20 protein-coding genes are annotated in these 22,135 nt (G+C 64.9%); 4 read left to right on the top strand and 16 right to left on the bottom strand.

All coding sequences use genetic code 11. From position 1 onward, the window contains the following. Nucleotides 1-179: 179 nt before the first annotated feature. Nucleotides 180-1,106: a LysR family transcriptional regulator gene (locus CAG34_RS15235; RefSeq protein ID WP_025339647.1), complete on the bottom strand. Its 927-nt coding sequence runs from the start codon at nt 1,104-1,106 to the stop codon at nt 180-182. 140 nt (nt 1,107-1,246) lie between these two features. Here CAG34_RS15235 and CAG34_RS15240 point away from each other — a divergent pair, with 140 nt between their 5' ends. Then, nucleotides 1,247-2,476: an acyl-CoA dehydrogenase gene (locus CAG34_RS15240; RefSeq protein WP_013973159.1), complete on the top strand. Its 1,230-nt coding sequence runs from the start codon at nt 1,247-1,249 to the stop codon at nt 2,474-2,476. A gap of 140 nt (nt 2,477-2,616) precedes the next feature. Here CAG34_RS15240 and CAG34_RS15245 read toward each other — a convergent pair whose 3' ends face one another. The 7 genes from CAG34_RS15245 to ribBA all read right to left on the bottom strand — a co-directional run bounded on the left by CAG34_RS15245 (nt 2,617) and on the right by ribBA (nt 10,813). Further along, nucleotides 2,617-3,681, bottom strand: a complete 1,065-nt coding sequence (locus CAG34_RS15245; RefSeq protein ID WP_085590957.1) for a TerC family protein — start codon at nt 3,679-3,681, stop codon at nt 2,617-2,619. A 189-nt stretch (nt 3,682-3,870) separates the two neighbouring features. Beyond that, on the bottom strand, nt 3,871-5,178 hold the full coding sequence (locus CAG34_RS15250) for a substrate-binding domain-containing protein (RefSeq protein WP_085590959.1): 1,308 nt from the start codon (nt 5,176-5,178) through the stop codon (nt 3,871-3,873). Nucleotides 5,179-5,417: 239 nt separating this feature from the next. Next, on the bottom strand, nt 5,418-6,566 hold the full coding sequence (locus CAG34_RS15255; protein ID WP_085590961.1) for an ABC transporter ATP-binding protein: 1,149 nt from the start codon (nt 6,564-6,566) through the stop codon (nt 5,418-5,420). 19 nt (nt 6,567-6,585) lie between these two features. Continuing rightward, complete coding sequence (locus CAG34_RS15260) at nt 6,586-7,395, bottom strand: ABC transporter permease (RefSeq protein WP_015270845.1); 810 nt, start codon at nt 7,393-7,395, stop codon at nt 6,586-6,588. Between the two features lie 6 nt (nt 7,396-7,401). Continuing rightward, nucleotides 7,402-8,319: an ABC transporter permease gene (locus tag CAG34_RS15265; RefSeq protein ID WP_015270844.1), complete on the bottom strand. Its 918-nt coding sequence runs from the start codon at nt 8,317-8,319 to the stop codon at nt 7,402-7,404. After that, nucleotides 8,316-9,341, bottom strand: a complete 1,026-nt coding sequence (locus CAG34_RS15270; protein WP_025339643.1) for an ABC transporter substrate-binding protein — start codon at nt 9,339-9,341, stop codon at nt 8,316-8,318. The genes CAG34_RS15265 and CAG34_RS15270 overlap by 4 nt, the downstream gene beginning before the upstream one ends. Nucleotides 9,342-9,691: 350 nt before the next feature. After that, nucleotides 9,692-10,813, bottom strand: a complete 1,122-nt coding sequence (gene ribBA / locus CAG34_RS15275; protein ID WP_085590963.1) for a bifunctional 3,4-dihydroxy-2-butanone-4-phosphate synthase/GTP cyclohydrolase II — start codon at nt 10,811-10,813, stop codon at nt 9,692-9,694. A 78-nt stretch (nt 10,814-10,891) separates the two neighbouring features. Here ribBA and CAG34_RS15280 point away from each other — a divergent pair, with 78 nt between their 5' ends. Next, the gene (locus tag CAG34_RS15280; protein ID WP_025339641.1) at nt 10,892-11,185 is read left to right on the top strand and encodes a DUF1330 domain-containing protein; all 294 of its coding nucleotides are present in this window, start codon (nt 10,892-10,894) and stop codon (nt 11,183-11,185) included. A 222-nt stretch (nt 11,186-11,407) separates the two neighbouring features. Here CAG34_RS15280 and CAG34_RS15285 read toward each other — a convergent pair whose 3' ends face one another. Both CAG34_RS15285 and CAG34_RS15290 read right to left on the bottom strand, forming a co-directional pair. Next, nucleotides 11,408-12,130, bottom strand: coding sequence for a pirin family protein (locus CAG34_RS15285; RefSeq protein WP_085590965.1), 723 nt, complete (start codon nt 12,128-12,130; stop codon nt 11,408-11,410). Nucleotides 12,131-12,184: 54 nt separating this feature from the next. Beyond that, complete coding sequence (locus CAG34_RS15290; protein WP_024087356.1) at nt 12,185-13,204, bottom strand: alpha/beta hydrolase; 1,020 nt, start codon at nt 13,202-13,204, stop codon at nt 12,185-12,187. A gap of 145 nt (nt 13,205-13,349) precedes the next feature. On the opposite strand from CAG34_RS15290, the gene CAG34_RS15295 reads away from it, so the two are divergent. Beyond that, nucleotides 13,350-14,234 (top strand): LysR family transcriptional regulator, encoded by an 885-nt coding sequence (locus CAG34_RS15295; protein ID WP_085590967.1) that lies wholly within the window; start codon nt 13,350-13,352, stop codon nt 14,232-14,234. Between the two features lie 355 nt (nt 14,235-14,589). On the opposite strand, the gene CAG34_RS15300 is transcribed toward CAG34_RS15295, so the two are convergent. From CAG34_RS15300 to purU, 6 genes are read right to left on the bottom strand one after another with little or no spacing between them, the layout of a single operon-like run. Further along, on the bottom strand, nt 14,590-15,195 hold the full coding sequence (locus tag CAG34_RS15300) for a sarcosine oxidase (RefSeq protein WP_085590969.1): 606 nt from the start codon (nt 15,193-15,195) through the stop codon (nt 14,590-14,592). Nucleotides 15,196-15,198: 3 nt separating this feature from the next. Further along, entirely contained in the window at nt 15,199-18,102 is a 2,904-nt protein-coding gene (locus CAG34_RS15305; protein ID WP_085590971.1) for a 2Fe-2S iron-sulfur cluster-binding protein, read from the bottom strand. Continuing rightward, on the bottom strand, nt 18,099-18,404 hold the full coding sequence (locus tag CAG34_RS15310) for a sarcosine oxidase subunit delta (RefSeq protein ID WP_075044863.1): 306 nt from the start codon (nt 18,402-18,404) through the stop codon (nt 18,099-18,101). The genes CAG34_RS15305 and CAG34_RS15310 overlap by 4 nt, the downstream gene beginning before the upstream one ends. Before the next feature lie 12 nt (nt 18,405-18,416). Then, nucleotides 18,417-19,658, bottom strand: a complete 1,242-nt coding sequence (locus CAG34_RS15315) for an FAD-dependent oxidoreductase (protein WP_085590973.1) — start codon at nt 19,656-19,658, stop codon at nt 18,417-18,419. Further along, the gene (gene folD / locus CAG34_RS15320) at nt 19,640-20,551 is read right to left on the bottom strand and encodes a bifunctional methylenetetrahydrofolate dehydrogenase/methenyltetrahydrofolate cyclohydrolase FolD (protein WP_085590975.1); all 912 of its coding nucleotides are present in this window, start codon (nt 20,549-20,551) and stop codon (nt 19,640-19,642) included. The genes CAG34_RS15315 and folD overlap by 19 nt, the downstream gene beginning before the upstream one ends. Beyond that, complete coding sequence (gene purU / locus CAG34_RS15325) at nt 20,548-21,414, bottom strand: formyltetrahydrofolate deformylase (protein WP_013973142.1); 867 nt, start codon at nt 21,412-21,414, stop codon at nt 20,548-20,550. Before purU ends, folD begins: the two co-directional genes overlap by 4 nt. Before the next feature lie 263 nt (nt 21,415-21,677). Here purU and CAG34_RS15330 point away from each other — a divergent pair, with 263 nt between their 5' ends. Continuing rightward, nucleotides 21,678-22,079, top strand: a complete 402-nt coding sequence (locus CAG34_RS15330) for a hypothetical protein (protein WP_025338667.1) — start codon at nt 21,678-21,680, stop codon at nt 22,077-22,079. The last annotated feature ends 56 nt before the right edge of the window (nt 22,080-22,135 follow it).

Here is a 22,135-nt window from a genome sequence, read left to right on the forward strand (position 1 = left end):
TCTGTCGCCGTGAAATCGGCGATCGTTGGAGCAAGCGTACCCTCTGCTCGAGAGATATTTTTCGCTTCCGCCGGCTCTATTCTCAGGATGAGCAATAAAAGTTTCTCTCTATTGAGCTTTTCCTGGAAAATTTTTCTCCGCATCGCGAGGGGCTCAGCAAAGGCCCCTCGTCAGCCTCTTCAGGCTGGTGCCAAGGCCCTCTCTTCCTCGGCAACCACACGTTCGCACAACTCGGTGATCTGCTCGCGCATCCAGCGGTTGGCCGGGTCCTGATCGGTGCTTTCATGCCAGTACAGGTGCGTTTCCAGCGCAGGCACCTCGACCGGCAGTGGCTGGTAACGCAACTGATGACGGCGGGCGAAGCGCTCGGGGACGGTCATCGCCATGTCGGTCTGCTGCAACACCTGCGAGGCCATCAGGTAATGCTGCGAGCGCAAGGCAACCTTGCGCTGCACGCCCATCTTGCCCAGGGCCAGGTCGACATAGCCCAGGCCGTTGCGGCGGCTGGAGATATGGATGTGGGTCATGCCCAGGTAGTTGTCGAGGGTCAGCTTGCTGTCGGCCAGCGGGTGGCCCTGGCGCAGGGCGCAGACATAGCGGTCTTGCATCAGCTTGACGTGGCGTACCTGCGGGTCGGTGTTCAACGGTGCGTCGATGGCGAAGTCCAGGCGGCCGGCGGCGAGTTCCTTGGTGGTCTCGCGGCGCTTGCACAAAAAGCTTTCGATCAGCACCGCCGGCGCCAGGCGGCGCAAGCGCTGGAACAGCGGCGGCAGGATCACCGCTTCGGTCAGGTCGGTCATGCTGATGCGGAAGGTCTTGTTGGCCTGTTGCGGGTTGAAGATGCGGCTTTCCTGCACCGAGGTGCGCAGCAGTGCCAGGGCGTTGCGCACCGGGCCGATGATGTTCTGCGCCATGGGCGTGGGCACCATGCCTTGCGCGGTACGCACGAACAGCGGGTCGTTGAAGGTTTCGCGCAGCCGCGAAAGGGCGTTGGACACTGCCGGCTGGGTGATGCCAACGATCTGCCCGGCGCGGGTCAGGTTGGCTTCGGTGTAGATCGCATCGAACACGATGAACAGGTTGAGGTCGACCTTGCTGAGGTTCATGGGCGCCGCTCTTTGTTGGAATTATTGGCCGATCATATATCGGTTATGAATGTTTATACACGCGGAAAATAGACTAGGTGGATGGGGCCATGCTGCTCTAGGCTCTGGCCCATGTACTCCGAACCGTGAAGGTAGCCCAGATGGATTTCGCCTATTCGCCCAAGGTCCAGGCACTGCGTGAGCGCGTCAGCGCGTTCATGGACGCCTATGTCTACCCCGCCGAGGCGGTGTTCGAGCGCCAGGTCGCCGAGGGCGACCGCTGGCAGCCCACCGCGATCATGGAAGAACTCAAGGCCAAGGCCCGCGCTGAAGGGCTGTGGAACCTGTTTCTGCCCGAATCGGAATACGGTGCCGGCCTGAGCAACCTGGAATACGCCCCGCTGGCAGAAATCATGGGCCGTTCGTTGCTCGGTCCGGAGCCGTTCAACTGTTCGGCGCCAGACACCGGCAACATGGAAGTGCTGGTGCGCTATGGCAGCGAAGCGCAGAAGCGCCAGTGGCTGGAGCCGCTGCTGCGTGGCGAGATCCGATCGGCGTTCGCCATGACCGAACCGGACGTGGCCTCCTCGGATGCCACCAACATGGCCGCCACCGCAGTGCGTGACGGTGACCAATGGGTAATCAACGGCCGCAAGTGGTGGACCTCCGGCGCTTGCGACCCGCGCTGCAAGGTAATGATCTTCATGGGCCTGTCCGACCCTGAAGGGCCACGCCACCAGCAGCACTCGATGGTGCTGGTGCCCACCGATGCACCTGGGGTGAAGATTGTCCGCCCGCTGCCGGTGTTCGGCTATGACGATGCTCCCCATGGCCACGCCGAGGTGCTCTTCGAGAACGTGCGGGTGCCGTATGAGAACGTGATCCTGGGTGAGGGCCGTGGCTTCGAGATTGCCCAGGGGCGCCTTGGCCCCGGCCGTATCCACCACTGCATGCGCTCGATCGGCATGGCCGAGCGCGCGCTGGAGCTGATGTGCAAGCGCTCGGTTGAGCGTACCGCCTTCGGCCGGCCACTGGCGCGTCTGGGCGGCAACGTCGACAAGATCGCCGACTCACGCATGGAGATCGACATGGCCCGGCTGCTGACCTTGAAAGCGGCGTACATGATGGACACGGTCGGCAACAAGGTCGCCCGTAGCGAGATTGCGCAGATCAAGGTAGTGGCGCCGAACGTGGCACTGAAGGTGATCGACCGGGCTATCCAGATTCATGGCGGGGCAGGGGTGAGTGGCGATTTTCCGCTGGCTTACATGTACGCCATGCAGCGCACCTTGCGCCTGGCCGATGGGCCGGATGAAGTGCATCGTGCGGCGATTGGCAAGTATGAGATTGGCAAGTACGTGCCGGCGGAGATGATGCGTAGCGGGCGGTGATTTTGCCCGCCTGTTCCGGCCTCTTCGCGGGCTTGCCCGCTCCCACAGGAACTGTGCCGCCTCCAAGCTGTGCGCAATACCTGTGGGAGCGGGCAAGCCCGCGAAGAGGCCCTTGAAGGCTCACTGGTTTCTCTGGATGGTCAGACCCGCATCTGCGGGTCTTCCTCCTTCTCGCTGACTGTGCGATCGGCATTTGAAGGCTGTCTGGATTGAGCACCCTTGATTTCCGGCTTCTCCCCCCGCGTCTTGACCAGCGAAACCACGACCCCACCCAGCAACAACCCGAACGTCACCCCCAGCGAAAGCAACGCCGGCACCTTGCCCACCATGCCGTGGTAGAAGATCTTGCAGCCAATGAAGATCAGCACCAGCGCCAGCGCGTACTTGAGGTAAACGAACCGGTGCATCAGCGCCGCCAGCGCAAAATACAGCGAGCGCAAGCCGAGGATGGCGAAGATGTTCGAGGTATAGACGATGAACGGGTCCTGGGTGATGGCGAAGATTGCCGGGACGCTGTCGACGGCGAATACCAGGTCGGCCAGTTCGATCAGCACCAGCGCCATGAACAGCGGGGTGGCATGGCGTAGCGCCTTGTGCTGCCCGGGCGGGGTGTGCTGCACGAAGAAGTGCGAGCCGTGGATCTGCTCGGTGACCCGCATGTGCCGGCGCACAAACTTCAGGATCGGGTTGTTGGCCAGGTCGGGGCGGCTGTCCTCCTTCGACAGCGCCATCTTCACCCCGGTAAACAGCAGGAAGGCACCGAAGATATACAGTACCCAGGCGAAGTTCTGCACCAGCGCCGCGCCCACGCCGATCATGATCGCCCGCAGGAACACCACCCCGAGGATGCCCCAGAACAGCACGCGGTGCTGGTAGCGGCGGGGGATGGCGAAATAGCTGAAGATCATCGCCATGACGAACACGTTGTCCATCGACAGCGACTGCTCGACCAGGAACCCGGTGTAGAACTCCAGCGCCGATTGCGCGCCCAACTGGTACCAGACCCCGGCGCCGAAAAGCACGCCGACGCTGAAATAGCCCGAATACAGCAGCAGGCTCTCGCGCATTTCGATTTCCCGGTCGTGGCGGTGCAGCACGCCCAGGTCGAGTACCAGCAAACCGATGACGATGGCCATGAACACCAGCCACAACCAGGTGCTGGTACCGAGGAACGGGGTGGTGAGGAATGTCTGTAGAGCTGTCATGAGCCCCTCCTTCAATGTCGACGTTGCATGGCAACAGTGATCCGACATGGCGGCCTGGCAGCCGTCAGAGGGGCCCGGTATCACATGGGCTTGAGCCTAGACCCGTTTGCCGGTGATGCCGAATGGGGAGCTGTTACATTTCTTTGCCAGGGCGCTCCTGCACCGGTCAGGCCAGAGCAGGCCTATCGTTCAATAAACCCACACTTCCACCCGGCGATTACGCAGTCGCCCTTGCTCCAGTTCGTTCCCTGCCACTGGCAGTTCATCCCCCATCCCCGTCACCTCCAGCACCTCCACGCCATCGCGCGCCAGCTCACGACGCACCGCCTGGGCCCGCAGGCGGGAGAGCAGGGCGGCGCGACCGGGTGTCTCCTTGGGGTCGCCAAAGCCCACCAGCACCGCCTTGCGCCGCAACTTGCCCGCTTGGCGCAGGTAGTCGGCCACCCGCTGCACATCGCGCAGGGCCTTGTTGTCGAGGCTGGCGCTGCCTTCCTGGAAGCGGAAGTTCACGCTCAACCGCTGCGCCTGCTGGGCCAGGGTGCGATAGCGCGGCGGCATATCGGCCTGGGGGGCTACAGGTTGGGCCTCGATCTGCTGCGCAACGAAACCCTGCTGGGCGACGATCGTCTGGCCCGCCGGGCTCTGAGCGAAATCGGCCAGGGCCTTGGCCTGGGGCTTGGGGTTGGCCGGCAGGTAGAAGTACAGGCGCCGCGATAGCGGGTAATCCTCGCTGGCCACCAGTGCACGCTCCGGCAGCATGGCCGGCGCGTCACCTTCGGCCACCGCCAGCACCTTGGCCCCATGCACCGCCGCCAGGCTGCTGAAACCGATGGCCTGGCGGTCGGTGCTCACTCGCGCGGCCAGCTCGTCGCTGGACTCGAAGCGTTGGGCCTTGGGCGAAAGCTCGCCGTGCTGAGGTTCCAGCACCAGTGCCTTGAAGGTCTCAAAGGTACCGGAGCGGTCGTCACGGGCGTACAGGTGGATGGCCCCGCCGGCAACACCCAATTGCTCCCAGCGCTGGATCTGCCCGGCAAAGATCTGTGCCAGTTGCCCCGTGGTGAGCTGTGGCAGCGGGTTGTCGGGGTGAACGATGACGGCGACGCCATCCAGGCCGATGACTTGTTCGGCGGCAGCGGCGCGCAGGTCGCCCAAAGCCTGCAGTTGGCTTGCTTCGTTGTCGTTGATCGGCCGCGATGCGGCGGCCAGGTCGGCCTCGCCATGGCCCAGGGCGACGAAGCCGGTGCTGGAACCGTGAGCGGCGATGTCGATGCGCAAAGGCTGGCCGCGCGTATCGCGAGCAGTGATGACAGTCTCGTTGGCCAGCTTGCCCGGGTATTGTTCGATGGCGGTAGCTTGCTGTGCGCGCAGTTGTCCTTGCACCAGCGCTGGCAGCAAGGCCGCGCCGATGGTGTTGGAACCTTGCACGCGCAGGTGAGCGGGCTCGGCCAGGGTCGCCAGCGGCAGCAGAGTGAGCAGCAAGACAAGCAGGCGGGGCATGCCGGAAGGCCTATGGCATAGAGATGGCCGGCAGATTACGACAGTGGCGTGATGATAATGTGACAGTCCATAGGGCAGTGGGCTTTGCCTGATGCTTGTAAGTTCGCGTCAATGGGGCTGCTGTGCAGCCCATCGCCGGCAAGCCAGCTCCCACAGGGGCCTTGCCAATCCTGAAACCTGCGCTGTACCTGTGGGAGCTGGCTTGCCGGCGAAAGGGCCGCAAAGCGGCCCCAGCGGTATCAATGCGCCCCGGCAGACTTGCTCAGGTCACTTTCTGCCCACTCGGTATAGATGCACGCATCCGCTACCGCCCAGCGCACCTTCACGGTATCCCCCGGCTGCATCGGCATGCCCGCCGCCGACAGCGCCTTTACCGTCAGCTCGGTACCGCCCGCGGTCACCACATGGCAGGTCTGGCTCTCGCCCAGGAACAACACTTCGCCAACCTTGGCGCTGACCTCGTTCCAGCCCGCCGGCAGCGGCTCGCGCGCGGCCTGTTCGGCGGTCAGGGCCAGGGCCTTTTCCGGGCGCACCATGATCAGCGCATCCTGCGAGACGGCCAGGCCCGGGGTCAGGCGGATGGCCACCGGCTGGCCCTCGAAGCTACCCGCGCCATTGCTGCTGGCCTTGATCCGCAGGAAGTTGGAGTTGCCCAGGAACGACGCGACGAAGGCATTCGGCGGGTTCTGGTACAGGTCGTAACCGGTGCCCAGGCCGACGATCTTGCCATGGCTGAAGATGGCGATGCGCTGGGACAGGCGCATGGCTTCTTCCTGGTCGTGGGTGACGTAGACGATGGTGATGCCCAGGCGACGGTGCAACTGGCGCAGTTCATCCTGCAGGTCTTCGCGCAGCTTCTTGTCCAGCGCGCCGAGCGGTTCGTCCATCAGCAGGATGCGCGGTTCGTACACCAGCGCCCGGGCGATCGCCACGCGCTGCTGCTGGCCACCGGACATCTGCGACGGCTTGCGGTGGGCGAACTTTTCCAGCTGCACCAGCTTGAGCATGGCGTCGACGCGCTTGCTGGTTTCGCTGGCGCCGAGCTTGCGAATGGCCAGCGGAAAGCCGATGTTGTCGCGCACGTTCAGGTGCGGGAACAGCGAATAGCGCTGGAACACCATGCCGATGTCACGCTTGTGCGGCGGCACGTTGACCAGTGACTGGCCCTCGACCAGGATCTCGCCGCTGCTCGGTGTTTCGAAGCCGGCCAGCATCGACAGGGTGGTGGACTTGCCCGAGCCGCTGGAGCCGAGGAAGGTCAGGAACTCGCCGTCCTGGATTTCCAGGTCGAGGTTGTCCACGGCGGTGAAGTCGCCGTAGTGCTTGTTCAGGCCGCGCAGGCTGACCAGGGTCTTGCCGTGCGCGTTGTCTTTGATCACTGCACTCATTGTTGTTTTCTCCGCGCGTTCAGGCGTTGGCTTCGGTGCGCCGGCGCAAGGCGGCGGCAATGAACATGACAAGCAGCGACAGGCCGATCAGCAGGGTCGAGGCCACGGCGATGACCGGGCTGAGGTCCTGGCGCAGGGTGGTCCACATCTTCACCGGCAGGGTCTGCAGGTCGGGGCTGGCCATCATCACGCTCAGCACCACTTCATCCCACGACACCAGGAAGGCAAACAGGCCGCCGGCGATCATCCCCGGGCGAATCGCCGGGAAGGTCACCTTGAAGATCGCCTGCAGGCGCGAGGCGCCGCAGATCACCGCGGCATCCTCGATCGACTGGTCGAACAGCTTCAGCGAGTTGATGATCGAGATGATGGTGAAGGGCAGGGCGACGATCACGTGGCTGACCACGAAGGCGAACAGCGTGCCGGTGTAGCCGAGCTTGAGGAACAGCGCGTACACCGCCACGGCAATGATCACCAGCGGCACGATCATCGGCATGGTGAACAGCCCGTACAGCAGCTCGCGGCCGGGGAAGCGGCCACGCACCAGGGCAAACGCGGTGGGCAGGCCGAGCAGCACGGCGGCGATGGTGGTCAGCACGGCCACCTTCAGGCTGGCCAGCGCGGCGTCCATCCACTCCGGGTTGGAGAAGAACTGGCCGTACCACTTGAAGGTCCAGCCCGGTGGCGGGAACACCAGCCACTGCGACGAGCCGAACGACAGCAACACGATGAACACCACCGGCAGCAGCAGGAAGGCCGCGATGACCCCGGTGGTCAGGTACAGGCCCGTACGCAGCGGGCGGCCCATGGCATTGGGAGACAGGAGCATGGCGGTTTACCTCGCGTTGCCGACCGGGGATTCCGGCTGCAGCTTCAGGTACAGGTAGAAGAGCACCAGGGTGATCACCACCAGCAGTGCGGCGGCGGCGCTGGCCAGGCCCCAGTTGAGGAACGACTGCACCTGCTGGATGATGAATTCGGGCAGCATCATGTTTTGCGCACCACCCAGCAGGGCCGGGGTGACGTAGTAACCGAGCGACATCACGAACACCATCAGTGCCCCGGAGAACAGCCCCGAGCGGCACAGCGGCAGGAACACCTTCCAGAAATTGGTCCACGGGCTGGCGCCGCAGATCGAGCCGGCCTGCAGCACCATCGGGTCGATGGCGTGCATGGTCGCCTGCAGCGGCAGCACGATGAACGGGATCATGATGTAGCTCATGCCGATCACCACGCCGGTCAGGTTGTGCACCATTTCCAGCGGGGCATCGATGATGCCCATGGCCATCAACGCCTTGTTGATCACCCCCGAGCTCTGCAGCAGCACCAACCACGAGTAAGTGCGCGCCAGCAGGCTGGTCCACATCGACAGCAGCACGATGTTCAGCAACCAGCGGCCCCAGCCTTTGGGCACCAGGGTAATTGCCCATGCCAGCGGGAAGCCCAGCAGCACGCTGATCAGGGTGACCACGCCGGCCACCGAGAAGGTGTTGAACAGTACCCGCGCATAAGCCGAGTTGGCGAACAGCTGCTCGTAGTTGCCCAGGCCCGGCGTTGGCTCCAGCACCCCGCGCAGCAACAGGCCGGCCAGCGGGGCAAAGAAGAACAGGCCAAGGAACAGCAGCGCCGGCAGCAGATTGCGGCTGCCTTTCCAGCGCTGGCTCAGGCTGACGCGGCGGGGGGCCGTTCCCGGGGCGCCGGTGCCCGTGGGGGCACCTTGCGCGTTATGCAGGGCGTTGATGGCGACTTTCATTTGACCAACCACTCATTCCAGCGGGCTGCGATGGCCTGGCCGTTCTTGGCCCAGTAGGCGAAGTCGAGGGTGACCTGGTCCTGGGCGTAGGCGGTCGGCAGGTTCTGCGCGAGGTCTTTGTCCAGCTTGGCCACGCTGTCGACGTTCACCGGCGCGTAGGCAGTCTTGTTGGCGAACTCGGCCTGGCCTTCGGCGCTGCTGGCGTTGGCCAGGAACTTCATGGCGGCGTCCTTGTTCTTGGCACCTTTGGGGATGACCAGGAAGTCGGCCATGACCAGGTTCTGTTTCCAGCTCACGCCCACCGGTGCACCGTCTTGCTGCAGGGCATAGACGCGGCCGTTCCAGAACTGGCCGAGCGAGGCTTCACCCGAGGCCAGCAGTTGCTGCGACTGGGCGCCACCGCCCCACCAGACGATGTCTTTCTTGATGGTGTCGAGCTTCTTGAAGGCGCGGTCCAGGTCCAGCGGGTACAGCTTGTCGGGGGCTACGCCGTCGGCCAGCAGGGCCAGTTCCAGTACGCCCGGGCTGGGCCATTTGTACAGGGCACGCTTGCCGGGGTAGGTCTTGGTGTCGAACAGTGCGGTCCAGTCCACCGGTTTGTTGGCACCGAGCTTGCCTTCGTTGTAGCCGAGCACAAAGGAGAAGAAGAACGAGCCGACGCCATGGTCGGAGACGAAGCGCGGGTCGATCTTGTCGCGCTTGATCTGGGTGAAATCGAGGGGTTCGAGCAGGCCTTCGCTGGCGGCACGCAGGGCGAAGTCGGCTTCGACGTCGACCACGTCCCACTGCACGTTGCCGCTCTCGACCATGGCCTTGAGCTTGCCGTAGTCGGTAGGGCCGTCCTGGACGACCTTGATATCGGTGGCTTTGGTGAAGGGTGCGGCCCACGCTTCTTTCTGGGCGTCCTGGGTGGTACCGCCCCAGCTGACGAAGTTCAGGCTGTCGGCGGCCTGGGCGGCCTGACATGCCAGGGTCAGCAGGCTGGCGGACAGCACTGCGGTTACACGTTTGCTCAACAGCATGGTTACGCCCTCGTTGCTTTTGTTATTCGAGGCGGGGCTTGTGGTGCGCCCGCCAACAGTGTTCGGGGAGCAGCTAAAACAAAGTGTCTTGTGGCCGTTTTTGATTGTAGGTGCCGGCCTGCAGATTCAAGGTCTACGGGATATCATATTATGGTATTCCAAACTTTTGGCAAGAGGTATGAGGCTACCGGCCATCACTCCGTCCTCAGGTCTGGGCACATTGCTTATCGGGGCGATCGATTCGAACAGGGGTCTAAAAGCTTGCGCGGTCTCTGTGGGAGCGGGCGAGCCCGTGCAATGCACCGCGGTGTCTGCTTCGCGGGCTCGCCCGCTCCCACAGGGTCCGTATATCAACCTGCAATCCCGGGCTCGAAGGGGATGCTTTGCACGACCTCCAGCTCATACCCCGCCAGCCCCGCGTATTTCAGCGGCGGGCCCAGGTGGCGCAGCTTGCCCACGCCCAGGTCCTGCAGGATCTGCGCGCCTGTACCCACCTCCGAGTACACCTTCGATTGCCCACGCTGGTAAGGCCGCACCGGCTGGGTCAGCTGCGGCACGCGCTCCAGCAGCGCCTGCGAGGACTCATGGTTGGCCAGGATCACCACCACGCCGGCGCCTTCCTCGGCCACTTTCTGCAGCGCCGCCCACAGCGTCCAGTTGGCGGGGCCGGCGTATTCGGCGCCGACCAGGTCGCGCAGCGGGTCGATCACGTGCACCCGCACCAGGGTCGGCTGCTCGCGGCGGATATCGCCCATGACCATGGCCATGTGTACGCCACCTTCGATGCGGTCTTCGTAGGTGACCAGGCGGAAGGTGCCGTGCACGGTCGGCAGTTCGCGTTCGCCGATGCGCTTGATGGTCTGCTCGGTGCTCAGGCGGTAGTGGATGAGGTCGGCGATGGTGCCGATCTTGATGCCATGCCGGGCAGCGAACACCTCCAGGTCCGGGCGACGGGCCATGGTGCCGTCGTCGTTGAGCACTTCGACGATCACCGACGCCGGGGTGAACCCGGCCAGGCGCGCGAGGTCGCAGCCGGCTTCGGTGTGGCCGGCGCGGGTCAGCACCCCGCCTTCGCGGGCGCGCAGGGGGAAGATGTGGCCGGGTTGCACCAGGTCTTCGGGGCGGGCGTTGGGGGCCATGGCCGCCGCCACGGTACGCGCCCGGTCGGCAGCGGAAATACCGGTGGTAACGCCCGTGGCCGCCTCGATCGACACGGTGAAGGCGGTGCTGAACACGCTGCCGTTGGCCGGCACCATCTGCTCCAGGCCCAGGCGTTGGCAGTGATCGTCGGTCAGGGTCAGGCAGATCAGTCCGCGCGCTTCACGGGCCATGAAGTTGATGGCCTGGGCGTCGCAACGCTCGGCGGCGATCAGCAGGTCGCCTTCGTTTTCCCGGTCCTCGTCATCCACCAGCAGGACCATCTTGCCTTGCCGGTAGTCCTCGAGAAGTTCTTCGATGGTGTTGAAAGCCATGTTGCACGCTCACTGTGGTGGGGTGATTATTATGGTATACCATCATACACAAATATCGCCGTAACAGGAGAGCAGCGCATGAAGGCCTATTGGATCGCCCATGTGGACGTGACCGACCCCGAGCAATACCAGCAATACACCCAGCGCGCCCCGGCTGCCTTCAAGGCATTCGGCGGCCGCTTCCTGGCCCGTGGCGGGCGTAGCGAGGCAATGGAAGGGCGGCCTACCCCTCAGCGTAGCGTGGTGATCGAGTTCGATTCGTACGAGCAGGCGCTGGCGTGTTACCGGTCCGAGCTGTACCAGGAGGCTTGCAGCCATCGTCAGGGGGTGGCGAAGGCTGAGGTGATCATCGTCGAAGGGTTCGAGCCCTGAGTGATGGCTGATGGCCCTATCGCCGGCAAGCCAGCTCCCACAGGTACTGCACAGGTTACAGCTACTGTGCAGCACCTGTGGGAGCAACTGTTTTGTGTTGTCTGTCAGTACCTCTTCGCTGGCAAGCCAGGCTCCTACAGGGACTGCGCATGGCTTCGGTCGATGTGGTCGAGGTGGGAGCTGGCTTGCCGGCGATAGGGCCATTACTGTCGAAGCAGAAACTCAAGGCATGCCCGGCAATTCATGCGGCCGCAGGTCGAACACCAGCACCTCGGCATCCACCCCATTGCCCAGCTCCAGCACCTGTTCCTGCCTCACCCGCACCCCATCCCCTTCATTCAGCACTCGCCCATTGAGCTCGATGCTGCCCCGGGACACGTGCACGTAGGCATGGCGGTTTTCCGGCAAGGTCAGGGTGGCACGCTCGTCACCGTCGAACAGACCGGCATACACCCGCGCATTCTGCCGTACCTGCAACGACCCCTCGGCGCCATCCGGCGAGATGATCAGGCGCAGCTTGCCGCGCTTTTCCTCGGCACTGAAATGCTGTTGCTGGTAACGCGGCGTTGCGCCTTGCACGTTCGGTACGATCCAGATCTGCAGGAAGTGCACCGGCTGCACCTGGCTGTGGTTGAACTCGCTGTGGGCCACGCCGTGGCCAGCGCTCATCAGTTGCACATCGCCCGGGCGGATCACCGAACCGGTGCCCAGCGTGTCTTTGTGCTCCAGCGCGCCTTCCAGCACGTAGGAGAAAATCTCCATGTCGCGGTGCGGGTGTTGGCCAAAGCCCTTGCCGGGGATGACGCGGTCGTCGTTGATCACCAGCAGGTCCGAGAACCCTTGCTCGTCCGGGTTGCGGTAGTGGCCGAAGGAGAAGGTGTGGAACGATTTCAGCCAGCCATGAAAGGCCAGGCCGCGGTCTTTGGCGTTACGTACGGTCAGCATGACGGGTCTCCTGAACCGGCAGGGCACCAGGCCCTGCCGCATGGGTGGATGAGGTTACTGCAGGTGCACTTTCAGCTCACCGGCGGCCTGGCGCATGGCCGCTTGCACGGCAGGCACCTGATGCAGCGGGTTCAGCAGCCCGTAGTCATGGATCATGCCGTTGTACCGCACCGAGGTAACGGTCACCCCGGCAGCATTCAGCTTGCGGGCATAAGCCTCACCTTCGTCACGCAGCACATCGAACTCGGCTGTCTGCACCAGCGCAGGTGGCAAGCCTTTCAGCTGTTCACTGCTGGCCCGCAGCGGCGAGGCGTAGATCTGTTCCCGCGCCTTGGCGTCGGTGGTGTAGTTGTCCCAGAACCATTTCATCATCCCGGTGGTCAGGAAATGCCCCTCGGCAAACTGCTTGTACGACGCAGTTTCGAAGCTGGCATCGGTCACCGGCCACAGCAGCAGCTGGAAGCGCAGGGCCGGGGTGCCGGCCTCTTTGGCTTTCAAGGCCACTACTGCCGCCATGTTGCCGCCGACGCTGTTGCCGGCCACGGCCAGGCGCTTGCCGTCCACGCCAATTTCCTTGCCATGCTCGGCCACCCAGCGGGTGGCGGCGTAGGCCTGGTTGATCGCGGTCGGGTAGTGCGCTTCCGGCGATGGGGTGTAGTCGACGTAGACCGCCACTGCGCCAGAGCCAACCACCAGGTCGCGGATCAGCCGCTGGTGGGTCGGGAAATCGCCGAGCACCCAGCCGCCACCGTGGAAGAACATGAACACCGGCAGGTCACCCTTCACGTTGGCCGGGCGCACCACTTGCAGTTTGATCGACTCGCCGTTGGCCTGGATGGTGCGTTCCTTCACCTCGATACCCGAGAGATCGACCTTGACCGAGGCCTGGGCACCGGTCAGCACCGCGCGGGCGTCTTTCGGGCTGAGCTGCTCCAGTGGCTTGCCGCCGCCTTGTTCCAGGGCTTCGAGGAAGGCCTGGGTGTGCTGTTCGATACCCGGGCTGCCAGCGGCGAAGGCGCTGGAAACGGACAGGGCCAGAAGGGAAGCGGTAAGGGTTTTGTGGACAATGTTCATGAGCGAATCCTTTTCTGTTGAATGTTGGTAGTGGGCGTCTTGCCTGGCCTTCAGGGCCATCGCTGCGACTTGTGCGTAGATTAGGGAGATGCGCTGATGGGAAAAAGCCGCTATAAAGCGTTTGACTGTCACCAAGAGCGAGACAATGAACCCTTACGAAGACATGCGCATCTTTGCCCAGGTCATGGAGGCCGGCAGTTTCACCGCTGCGGCCGACCGCCTGGGGATGTCCAAGCAATCGGTCAGCCGGCGCCTGATGCAGCTTGAGGAGCGCCTGGGCGTGCGCCTGCTCAATCGCTCCACCCGGCGCCTGGACGCCACGCCGCTGGGCCAGCACTACTACCAGTCGGCGCTGCGCCTGCTCGGCGAAGTGCAGCAGGTGGAGCACGACATCAGCGGCCAGGCTCAGGCCTTGCGTGGCACCTTGCGTCTGAGTGCGCCGCTGTCGTTCGCCATGGCGCACCTGGGCTGCCTGCTGACCGAGTTTCTGCAGTTGCACCCGCAGGTGGATGTGGAAGTGGATTTGAGCGACCGCGCCGTTGAACTGATCGGCGAGGGCTATGACCTGGCGCTACGGATTGGTGCGCTGGAGGACTCCAGCCTGATTGCGCGGCGCATTGCCAGTGTCGAGCGGGTGTATTGCGCGAGCCCGGTGTACCTGGAAGCGCGGGGCGTGCCGGCCAGGCCGGAGCAGTTGGCTGGGCATGATTGTCTGCCATATGGGCATTCGCGGCAGGTGCAGTGGCAGTTCAGCCAGGGCGGCAAGGCACAGGCGATCCAGGTGGCCGGGCGGATGCGGGCGAACAATGGCGAGCTGCTCAGGGATGCGGCGATTGCCGGGATGGGGGTGACTTATCTGCCAACCTTCATCGTGGGCCAGGCACTGGCGGATGGGCGGCTGGTGACGGTGCTGGATGAGTGGCGACCGCCGGCGCTGCAGCTGTCGGCGGTGTACCCGCAGCACCGGCAGGTGGCGCGGCCGGTGCAGGGTTTTGTGAACTTCCTGCGCGATCGGTTGGTGCAGCTCTGACCTTCGGTACCGAGTGAGCTTCTTCGCGGGCACGCCCGCTCCCACAGGTACTCCACAGCCCCCAAGCCTTGTGATGACCCTGTGGGAGCGGGCATGCCCGCGAACACCGGCGCAGCCGGTGCCAGCCACCGCGCTGGCTTCTTCGCGGGTGAACCCGCTCCCACAGGTACCCCGCAGCCCCCAGCCCAGTGATGACCCTGTGGGAGCGGGCGTGCCCGCGAACACCGGCGCAGCCGGTGCCAGCCACCGCGTTGGCTTCTTCGCGGGCCTGCCCGCTCCCACAGGTATGCCACAGCACCCAAGCCCTGTGATGACCCTGTGGGAGCGGGTTTACCCGCGAAGAGGCCGGTGCAGGTCAATGCATCAGTTCATCCACCCCGACCCACCCACCATCGAACTCATCCATGGCATCCAGCACCGCTTCACGGAAATACGCCAGCGACGCCCGATCAAACAGCAACTGCAACGCCGGCCTTTCATCGCTCCCCACATTCAGCACGATCACGTTGATCCGCGCCGCGGAGGTCTGCGCCACCGCCCCAACGGGAAACGCCTGGGCGCGCAAGTCCACCCCGCACAACTTGGCCATCACCGCGCTGCAATACTCCCCCGACAGCTGCAGCCAGGCATGGCTATCCTGGCGCGGCAGCAGGTAGTTGCGCCGGGCATCCTGCACCCACCCGGCCTCTTCGGCAGCCACCCGTGCACCGCCGTCCGCCAGGCTGCCCAACAGCAGGTACTCGGTCTGCGACAAGCGCGCTACCCAGCCACCGTCTTGCTGGCGCACGGCCTGGTTGGGTAGCGACGGCAAGCGGTAGCCACGCGCCTGCAGGCAAGCGGCACTGTCGCCCCCACGAAACCCGACCCGTGCCAGATCGGTCAGGTCAGTCAACGCGCAGTTGTGCAACAGCTCGGCCCGCGGGCTGTGTGGAATAAAAGCTTCAGCTTGCAAACTGGTCATGGCTCAGAGCTCCTGGCGCAGGTTGTCGGGATCGTGGAACGGTAGGGGCACCACCTTGGCATTGACCATCACGCCGCCCTCCACGCGGATCGGGATGTGCATGCCAGGCGTGGCCTGATGGGCACCGGCGTATGCCAGGCCGATGATCTGCCCCACGGTTTGCGAGTATTCGCAGGATGTGACGTTGCCGCTGATGTCCGCCCCGTCCAGCACCAGATGCCCCTCCAGCGGCTGTGGGCTGCCCTTGGGCAGGGTGAAGCCGACCAGTTTGCGCTTGAGCGGCTGCGCTTCGAGGATCTCGATCGAGCGCTTGCCGACGAAGAATGGCTTCTTGCGGCCGATGGCCCACTGCATGTCGATCTCCGCCGGGTGGGTCATGCCGTCGGTGTCCTGGCTGATGATCACATGGCCCTTTTCCAGGCGCAGCAGGCGCTGGGTCTCGACGCCGAACGGGCGAATGCCCAGCCCCGCGCCGGCCTGCATCAAGGCATCCCACAGGCGCTCGGCGTGGCGCGCCGGCACGTGCACTTCGTAGCCCAGTTCACCCACAAAGCCCACCCGCAGGATGCGCGCGGCAATACCGGCCACGGTGCCCTGGCGTACGCCGAGGTAAGGGAAGGCCTCGGCCGACAGGTCCACATCGTCACATACCTTGGCCAGCACCTGGCGTGACAGCGGCCCGGCCAGGTTGACCGCGGCCAGGGCGGCGGTGACGTTGGTGACGTCCACATCCAGGCGCCATTGCGCGTTCCACTTCAGCATCTGCTGGTAGATGCGGTCGACGCCGCTGGTGGTGGCGGTGACGTAGAAGTGCTGCTCGCCCAGCCGGGCGCACACGCCATCATCGATCACCACGCCGTGCTCGTTGGTCATCAGCGCGTAGCGGGTGCGGCCGATGGCCAGCTTGGCGAAGCCGAAGGTGTAGAGGCGCTCCAGCAGTTCGGCGGCGTCGGGGCCGCGCACATCCAGGCCACCGAGGGTGGAAACGTCGATCAGGCCGACCTTCTCGCGCACATGGCGGGCTTCCTCCTGCATGCAGCGTTCGCGTTCCTCGGGCTTGCCATAATAGGCCGGGCGCTGCCAGATGCCGGCCGGCATCATCTTCGCCCCGGCTTCCAGGTGGCGGCGGTGCATTGGTGTTTGCCGGTACGGGTCGAAGGCGCGGCCGGCGACGTGGGCCAGTTTTTCCGCTTGGAACGGTGGCCGGGCGGTGGTCACCCCGGTTTCGCTGATGCTGCGCCCGGTGGCGTGGGCCACCAGGCGGGCGGTCGGCAGCGCCGAGTGGCGGCCCTGGGACGGGCCCATGCCGACCGTGGAGAAGCGCTTGACCAGCTGCACGTCGCGGTAGCCGCTGCGGGTGGCGTTGACGATGTCGCGCACTTGCAGGTCTTCGTCGAAGTCGACGAAATCCTTGCCCTTGGGGTGGGGGAAGATCGGCCAGGGGAAGTTGACCTTGGCTTCGGCACTGAACACTGGCTGCGCCGGCGCTTCCAGGCCAAGCGCTGCCAGCGCATCGGCAGCCCCGCGAGTGGCGTCGGCCAGCACATTGCCCAGTGCGTGACGGCCGTTCACCGAGCCGGCGATATCCAGCCCGGCCGGCAGGTTGCTGATGGCGAATTCGTCGCGGTTGACATCGTAGGCCAGCTTGCCGCCAGCCTGGCACAGCAACTGGTACACCGGCATGTAGCCCGCCGACATGCACAGCAGGTCGCAGGCCAGGCGCAGGCCGTGCGGGCCGACCTTGCCCTGGCCGGTGATCGGGCGAATATCCACGCCACTCACGTGGCGCATGCCCGCTTCGTGCAGGGCTTCGTACACGGTGCTGCCCAGGTGCACGGGTATATCGCGGCGCTTCAGTTCGGCGGCCACTGCGGCATCGGCTGGCGCGGCGCGCATGTCGACCACCGCGGCCACGGCCACGCCTTGCTCCTGCAGGTCGAGGGCGGCGAGGTAGCCGTCATCGTGGCCGGTGAGGATTACCGCACGCTGGCCCGGCTTGACCGCGTACAGCTTCATCAGCCGCTGCGCGGCGCTGGTCAGCATGACCCCCGGCAGGTCGTTGTTGCGGAACACCACTGGCTGGTCGAACGAACCGGCCGCCACCAGGCAGCGGCTGGCGCGCACCTTGTACAGGCGTTTGTGCTGGATCACCGGCAGGTAGTTGTCGGTGAACCAGCCGTTGCAGGTGGCTTCCAGCAGCACCTGGATGTTCGGGTGGCCCTCGACGGCTGCCAGCAGTTCCTGGCGCAGGCCGGTGGCGCGGGTGCCGGCAATGTCGAAGCGGGCGTAGGTGAGCGAGCCGCCAAGCACCGGCTGTTGTTCGATCAGCAACACCTTGGCCCCGGCATTGGCCGCGTCCAGTGCGGCACGCAGGCCCGCCGGGCCAGCGCCGATGACGGCCAGATCGACGAACAGATAGGCCTTGTCGTAGTACTGCGGCCTGAAACCGAGGTCGAGCACGCCGAGGCCAGCCTTCTTGCGGATCAGCGGCTCCCACACCTTCCACATGCCCTTGGGCTTGTAGAACGAGCGGTAATAGAAGCCGACCGGCATGAAGCGCGAAAACTTGCCCAGGTAGGCGTCGCGGTCGTGCGCCAGGCTACCGTTGAAGTTCTGCCCTTCGACTACCTGGCCATCGCGGGCGGCTTCCAGGTCGGCCAGCACATTGGGCTCGTCCGGCAGCTGCACCAGGGTGTTGGCATCCTGCCCGGCCATGCTCAGCGGGCCGCGCGGGCGGTGGTACTTGAACGAGCGCGACAGCAGCCAGCGGCCGCTGCCGAGCAGGGCGCTGGCGATGCTGTCACCGGCAAAGCCCTGGCAGGCCTGGCCGTCGAACTGGAAGTGCAGGGGCCGCTCGCGGTCGATCAGCAGGCCCATGGGCGCGGGGAGGCGAGTGTGGCTGTTCATCCGGCAATCTCCGGGGTGGCGGCGGGGGTGAAGTCGACGCGGCGGTCGAACAGTTCTTTCGGGTCGAAGGTGCGCAGCACCTGGTCGCTCACCGTGTGGCGTTCGGCCAGGAACCAGTAGCTGGAGGCGTTGTGCAGCCACCACTCGGTCACCACCCCGGCCAGGTTGTCGCTGTTGAACACATAGTCGGCCCATTCGGCGTCGCTGCAGCTGGCCGGGTCGGGCATGTGCCTGAATTCGCCGCCGTAGGTGAACTCGCTGATATTGCGCGGGCCGTTCAAGGGGCAGGTCAGGATCTTCATCGTCGTCGCTCCTTAGTGGCTGGCTGCGGTGGCGCCCATTTCGTTGACTTGCTGGAAGCGGCTGAAGCGCTCCAGGGCAAAGGGTGCAATCAGTTCCGGCACCTTGCCGCCACTGGCGACCAGCTCGGCCATGGTCTTGCCGCAGATCGGCGTGGCCTTGAAACCCCAGGTGCCCCAGCCGGCGTCCAGGTAATAGTTGTGCACCGGCGACAGGCCCATGATCGGGCTGTAGTCCGGTGTCATGTCGGTGATCCCGGCCCATTGGCGCATCAGCTTGGCGTTGGCCATGAACGGGAACATCTCGATGGCGTGGGCCAGCAGGCTTTCCTTGAGGTCGAGGGTGGAGCGGGTGTTGTACAGCGGGTAGGGGTCGGAGCCGCCGCCAAAGACGATCTCGCCACGGCTGGTCTGCTGCACGTAGCAGTGCAGCGCCGACGAGCTGACCAGCGGATCGAGGAACGGCTTGAACGGCTGGGTGACCATGGCCTGCAGCGGGTAGGTATGGATCGGCGCACGGATGCCGGCCTTGGCCATCAGCAGCGAACTGGCCCCGGCCACGGCCTGCACCACGCAACCGCACTGCACGGTGCCACGGTTGGTCTTCACCGCCTCGATGCGCCCGTTGCGGATCAGCAGGTCCTGCACTTCGGTCAGCTGGTGGATCTCGACGCCGCGCTTGGCCGCCTGCCTGGCGTAGCCCCAGGCCACTGCGTCGTGGCGCGCGGTGGCGCCGTCGATGTGCCACAGGCCGGCCAGCACCGGCAGGTGGCCCGGGTCCAGGTTCAGGCTGGGCACCAGTTCGCGGATCTGCTGGCGGTCGATCATTTCCGTGCGGCCACCGAAATGCTTGTTGACCTCGGCGCGCTGGCGGAACGCGCGCACGGTGGCGTCGGTATGCGCCAGGGTGAGCTGACCGCGCTCGGAATACATGATGTTGAAGTCGAACTCGTTCGACAGGTTCTGGAACATGCGCACCGATTCTGCGTAAAAGCGCACACCCTCACTGGTGAGGTAGTTGGAGCGGATCACCGCGGTATTGCGCGCGGTGTTGCCGCCACCGAGATAGGCCTTTTCCAGCACGGCGACATTGGTAATGCCGTGGTACTTGGCCAGGTAGTAGGCGATGGCCACGCCGTGGCCGCCGCCGCCGATGATCACCACGTCATAGCGTGGCTTGAGTTCGCACGGTGGTGGCAGGTCGACCTCCACCGGGTAGTCGGCGCTCAGGCCGTATTTCAGCAGGGCGAAAGGCATAGGGTGCGCTCCTGGTGGGCGGCCTGTTGCTGCAGGTCGAGGGCGAGCAGGGTGTTTTTCATCAGGTAGGCGATGGTCATCGGGCCGACCCCGCCGGGCACCGGGGTGATGCCGGCCACCTGGGGCAGGGCGGCGGCGAAGTCGACATCGCCGACCAGGCGGCTGTGGCCGCCTTCGTCGATGCGGTTGATACCGACATCGATCACCACCGCGCCGGGCTTGAGCCAGTCGGCACCGATCAGCCGCGGCTTGCCCACTGCGGCCACCAGGATGTCGGCCTGGCGGCACAACGCCGGCAGGTCGCGGCTGCGCGAGTGCACCACGGTCACCGTGCAGTCGGCCTGCAGCAGCAGGGCGGCCATGGGCTTGCCGACGATGTTCGAGCGGCCGACCACCACCGCATGCTTGCCGCGCAGCTCGCCACAGGCATCGCGCAGCAGGCGCATGCAGCCGCTGGGCGTGCACGGGGTGAGCACATCGCGGCCCTGGGCCAGGCCGCCGACGTTCTCGCTGTGGAAACCGTCCACATCCTTCAGTGGGCTGATCGCCTGGAGAATGCGGTGTTCGTCGATATGGGCCGGCAACGGCAGTTGCACGAGGATGCCGTTGACCTCGGCGTCGCGGTTGAGGCGCTCGATCAGGGCCAGCAGCTCGGCCTGGCTGGTGTCGGCAGGCAGGCGATGCTCCAGCGAGCGGATGCCCACCTCTTCGGCACGCAGCACCTTGTTGCGCACATACACCTGGCTGGCAGCGTCGGCGCCGACCAGCACCACCGCCAGGCCCGGCTGCACGCCGCCCTGGCGCAGTTCCTGCACCTGCTCGCGTACCTCGGCCAGCACCCGCGCCGCGGTGGCCTTGCCGTCGATCAGCTTGATACCGGGAATGGCGTTCATTTGAAGATCACCGTGCGGTCGTGGTTCAGGAACACCCGGTGCTCAAGGTGGTATTTCACGGCGCGGGACAGGGCGATGGTCTCGGTGTCGCGGCCGATGGCCACCAGGTCGTCCGGTGCGTAGGCATGGTCCACGCGCTGCACTTCCTGCTCGATGATCGGGCCTTCGTCGAGGTCGCTGGTGACGTAGTGGGCGGTGGCGCCGATCAGCTTCACCCCGCGCTGGTAGGCCTGGTGGTAGGGCTTGGCGCCTTTGAAACCGGGCAGGAACGAATGGTGGATGTTGATCGCCCGGCCCGACAGCTGGCGGCACAGGTCGTCGGAGAGGATCTGCATGTAGCGCGCCAGCACCACCAGTTCGGTGCCGGTGTCCTCGACGATGCGCAGCAGCGCGGCTTCCTGTTCGGCCTTGGTGTCCTTGCTGACCGGCAGGTAGACGAAACGGATGCCTTGGCGCTCGGCCATCGGGCGCAGGTCCAAGTGGTTGGAGACCACGGCGGTGATCTGCATGTCCAGCTCGCCCTTGGCATGCCGGTAAAGCAAGTCGGACAGACAGTGGTCGAACTTGCTCACCATCAGCAGCACGCGCATTGGCCGGGCACTGCTGTGCAGGCTCCACTGCATGTCGAAGCGCTGGGCGACATCGGCAAAGCCGGCTTCCAGCTGCGGTGTGTCACCCGTGACACCGGTGTTGTAGCGGAACACCGCGCGCATGAAGAAGCGCCCGTTGTCCTCGTCGTCGAACTGCGCCATCTCGCTGATGTAGCAACCGTGCTCGGCCAGGTAGGTGGTCACCGCGGCGACGATGCCGGACACGGCCGGGCAGCTGACGCGCAGGATGAAGTGATCGGGAGCGGGATGCATGTCGGATAGGCCTCGTGATGGAGTGGGGCAGGTCGGGCACAAGGGCAAAAGAGGCTTCGCGAGAGGCGAAGTGATGTTTCTTGGTAGGAATATAAATTTCCTTTTGGCGATTTATAGGCGAAGTGAGGGGTGGCGGTCTAGAGATTTGTGAAATTTTTTATCCTGACAGGAAAGTTTTTTAACGCCATCGTGGCTCCTGTGGGAGCCGGCTTGCCGGCGATAGGGCCCGCACAGGCGACACAAAAACTGGCTATGCTTGCCCCATGACCAGTTCTCCATCCCTGCGCCAACCCTGCCCACCTGGCGCCTGCATTTGTGGCCGCGAACACCTGGCCGACCACCCGCAGACAGCCCAGCGCATCCTCCTGCTGACCCGCCAGGAAGAAAAGCGCCTGCTCGACCGCCTGGAAAACCTCAAGGACCTGGAAGACCTGCAACGCCTGCAGCAGCGGATGTACGAAAACCTCGGCATCCGCGTGCATATCGCCCCTGGCTTCAATGAAGTACGGACCATGCGCGGGATTGTCATCGAACTGGACGACCAGCCCGGGCTGTGCCGCAAGACCCGGCAGTCGATCCCGGCGGCGATCCGCCGTGGGCTGGAGCGCAACCCGCAGGTGGCCTTCCGCTTGCTCGATACCCACGACCTGTTGCGTGATACCTGAAGACCTGCCCGGCGCGGTCTTTGTAGGAGCGGCCTTGTGTCGCGATCGGGCGCGCA

The organism is Pseudomonas sp. B14(2017) (genome assembly GCF_002113255.1).
GTDB lineage: Bacteria > Pseudomonadota > Gammaproteobacteria > Pseudomonadales > Pseudomonadaceae > Aquipseudomonas > Aquipseudomonas putida_Z.

Excerpts from the sequence above, each read along its gene's own strand:
- CAG34_RS15235 (WP_025339647.1), bottom strand. The coding sequence starts at position 1,106 with ATGAACCTCAGCAAGGTCGACCTCAACCTGTTCATCGTGTTCGATGCG.
- CAG34_RS15240 (WP_013973159.1), top strand. The coding sequence starts at position 1,247 with ATGGATTTCGCCTATTCGCCCAAGGTCCAGGCACTGCGTGAGCGCGTC.
- CAG34_RS15245 (WP_085590957.1), bottom strand. The coding sequence starts at position 3,681 with ATGACAGCTCTACAGACATTCCTCACCACCCCGTTCCTCGGTACCAGC.
- CAG34_RS15250 (WP_085590959.1), bottom strand. The coding sequence starts at position 5,178 with ATGCCCCGCCTGCTTGTCTTGCTGCTCACTCTGCTGCCGCTGGCGACC.
- CAG34_RS15255 (WP_085590961.1), bottom strand. The coding sequence starts at position 6,566 with ATGAGTGCAGTGATCAAAGACAACGCGCACGGCAAGACCCTGGTCAGC.
- CAG34_RS15260 (WP_015270845.1), bottom strand. The coding sequence starts at position 7,395 with ATGCTCCTGTCTCCCAATGCCATGGGCCGCCCGCTGCGTACGGGCCTG.
- CAG34_RS15265 (WP_015270844.1), bottom strand. The coding sequence starts at position 8,319 with ATGAAAGTCGCCATCAACGCCCTGCATAACGCGCAAGGTGCCCCCACG.
- CAG34_RS15270 (WP_025339643.1), bottom strand. The coding sequence starts at position 9,341 with ATGCTGTTGAGCAAACGTGTAACCGCAGTGCTGTCCGCCAGCCTGCTG.
- ribBA (WP_085590963.1), bottom strand. The coding sequence starts at position 10,813 with ATGGCTTTCAACACCATCGAAGAACTTCTCGAGGACTACCGGCAAGGC.
- CAG34_RS15280 (WP_025339641.1), top strand. The coding sequence starts at position 10,892 with ATGAAGGCCTATTGGATCGCCCATGTGGACGTGACCGACCCCGAGCAA.
- CAG34_RS15285 (WP_085590965.1), bottom strand. The coding sequence starts at position 12,130 with ATGCTGACCGTACGTAACGCCAAAGACCGCGGCCTGGCCTTTCATGGC.
- CAG34_RS15290 (WP_024087356.1), bottom strand. The coding sequence starts at position 13,204 with ATGAACATTGTCCACAAAACCCTTACCGCTTCCCTTCTGGCCCTGTCC.
- CAG34_RS15295 (WP_085590967.1), top strand. The coding sequence starts at position 13,350 with ATGAACCCTTACGAAGACATGCGCATCTTTGCCCAGGTCATGGAGGCC.
- CAG34_RS15300 (WP_085590969.1), bottom strand. The coding sequence starts at position 15,195 with ATGACCAGTTTGCAAGCTGAAGCTTTTATTCCACACAGCCCGCGGGCC.
- CAG34_RS15305 (WP_085590971.1), bottom strand. The coding sequence starts at position 18,102 with ATGAACAGCCACACTCGCCTCCCCGCGCCCATGGGCCTGCTGATCGAC.
- CAG34_RS15310 (WP_075044863.1), bottom strand. The coding sequence starts at position 18,404 with ATGAAGATCCTGACCTGCCCCTTGAACGGCCCGCGCAATATCAGCGAG.
- CAG34_RS15315 (WP_085590973.1), bottom strand. The coding sequence starts at position 19,658 with ATGCCTTTCGCCCTGCTGAAATACGGCCTGAGCGCCGACTACCCGGTG.
- folD (WP_085590975.1), bottom strand. The coding sequence starts at position 20,551 with ATGAACGCCATTCCCGGTATCAAGCTGATCGACGGCAAGGCCACCGCG.
- purU (WP_013973142.1), bottom strand. The coding sequence starts at position 21,414 with ATGCATCCCGCTCCCGATCACTTCATCCTGCGCGTCAGCTGCCCGGCC.
- CAG34_RS15330 (WP_025338667.1), top strand. The coding sequence starts at position 21,678 with ATGACCAGTTCTCCATCCCTGCGCCAACCCTGCCCACCTGGCGCCTGC.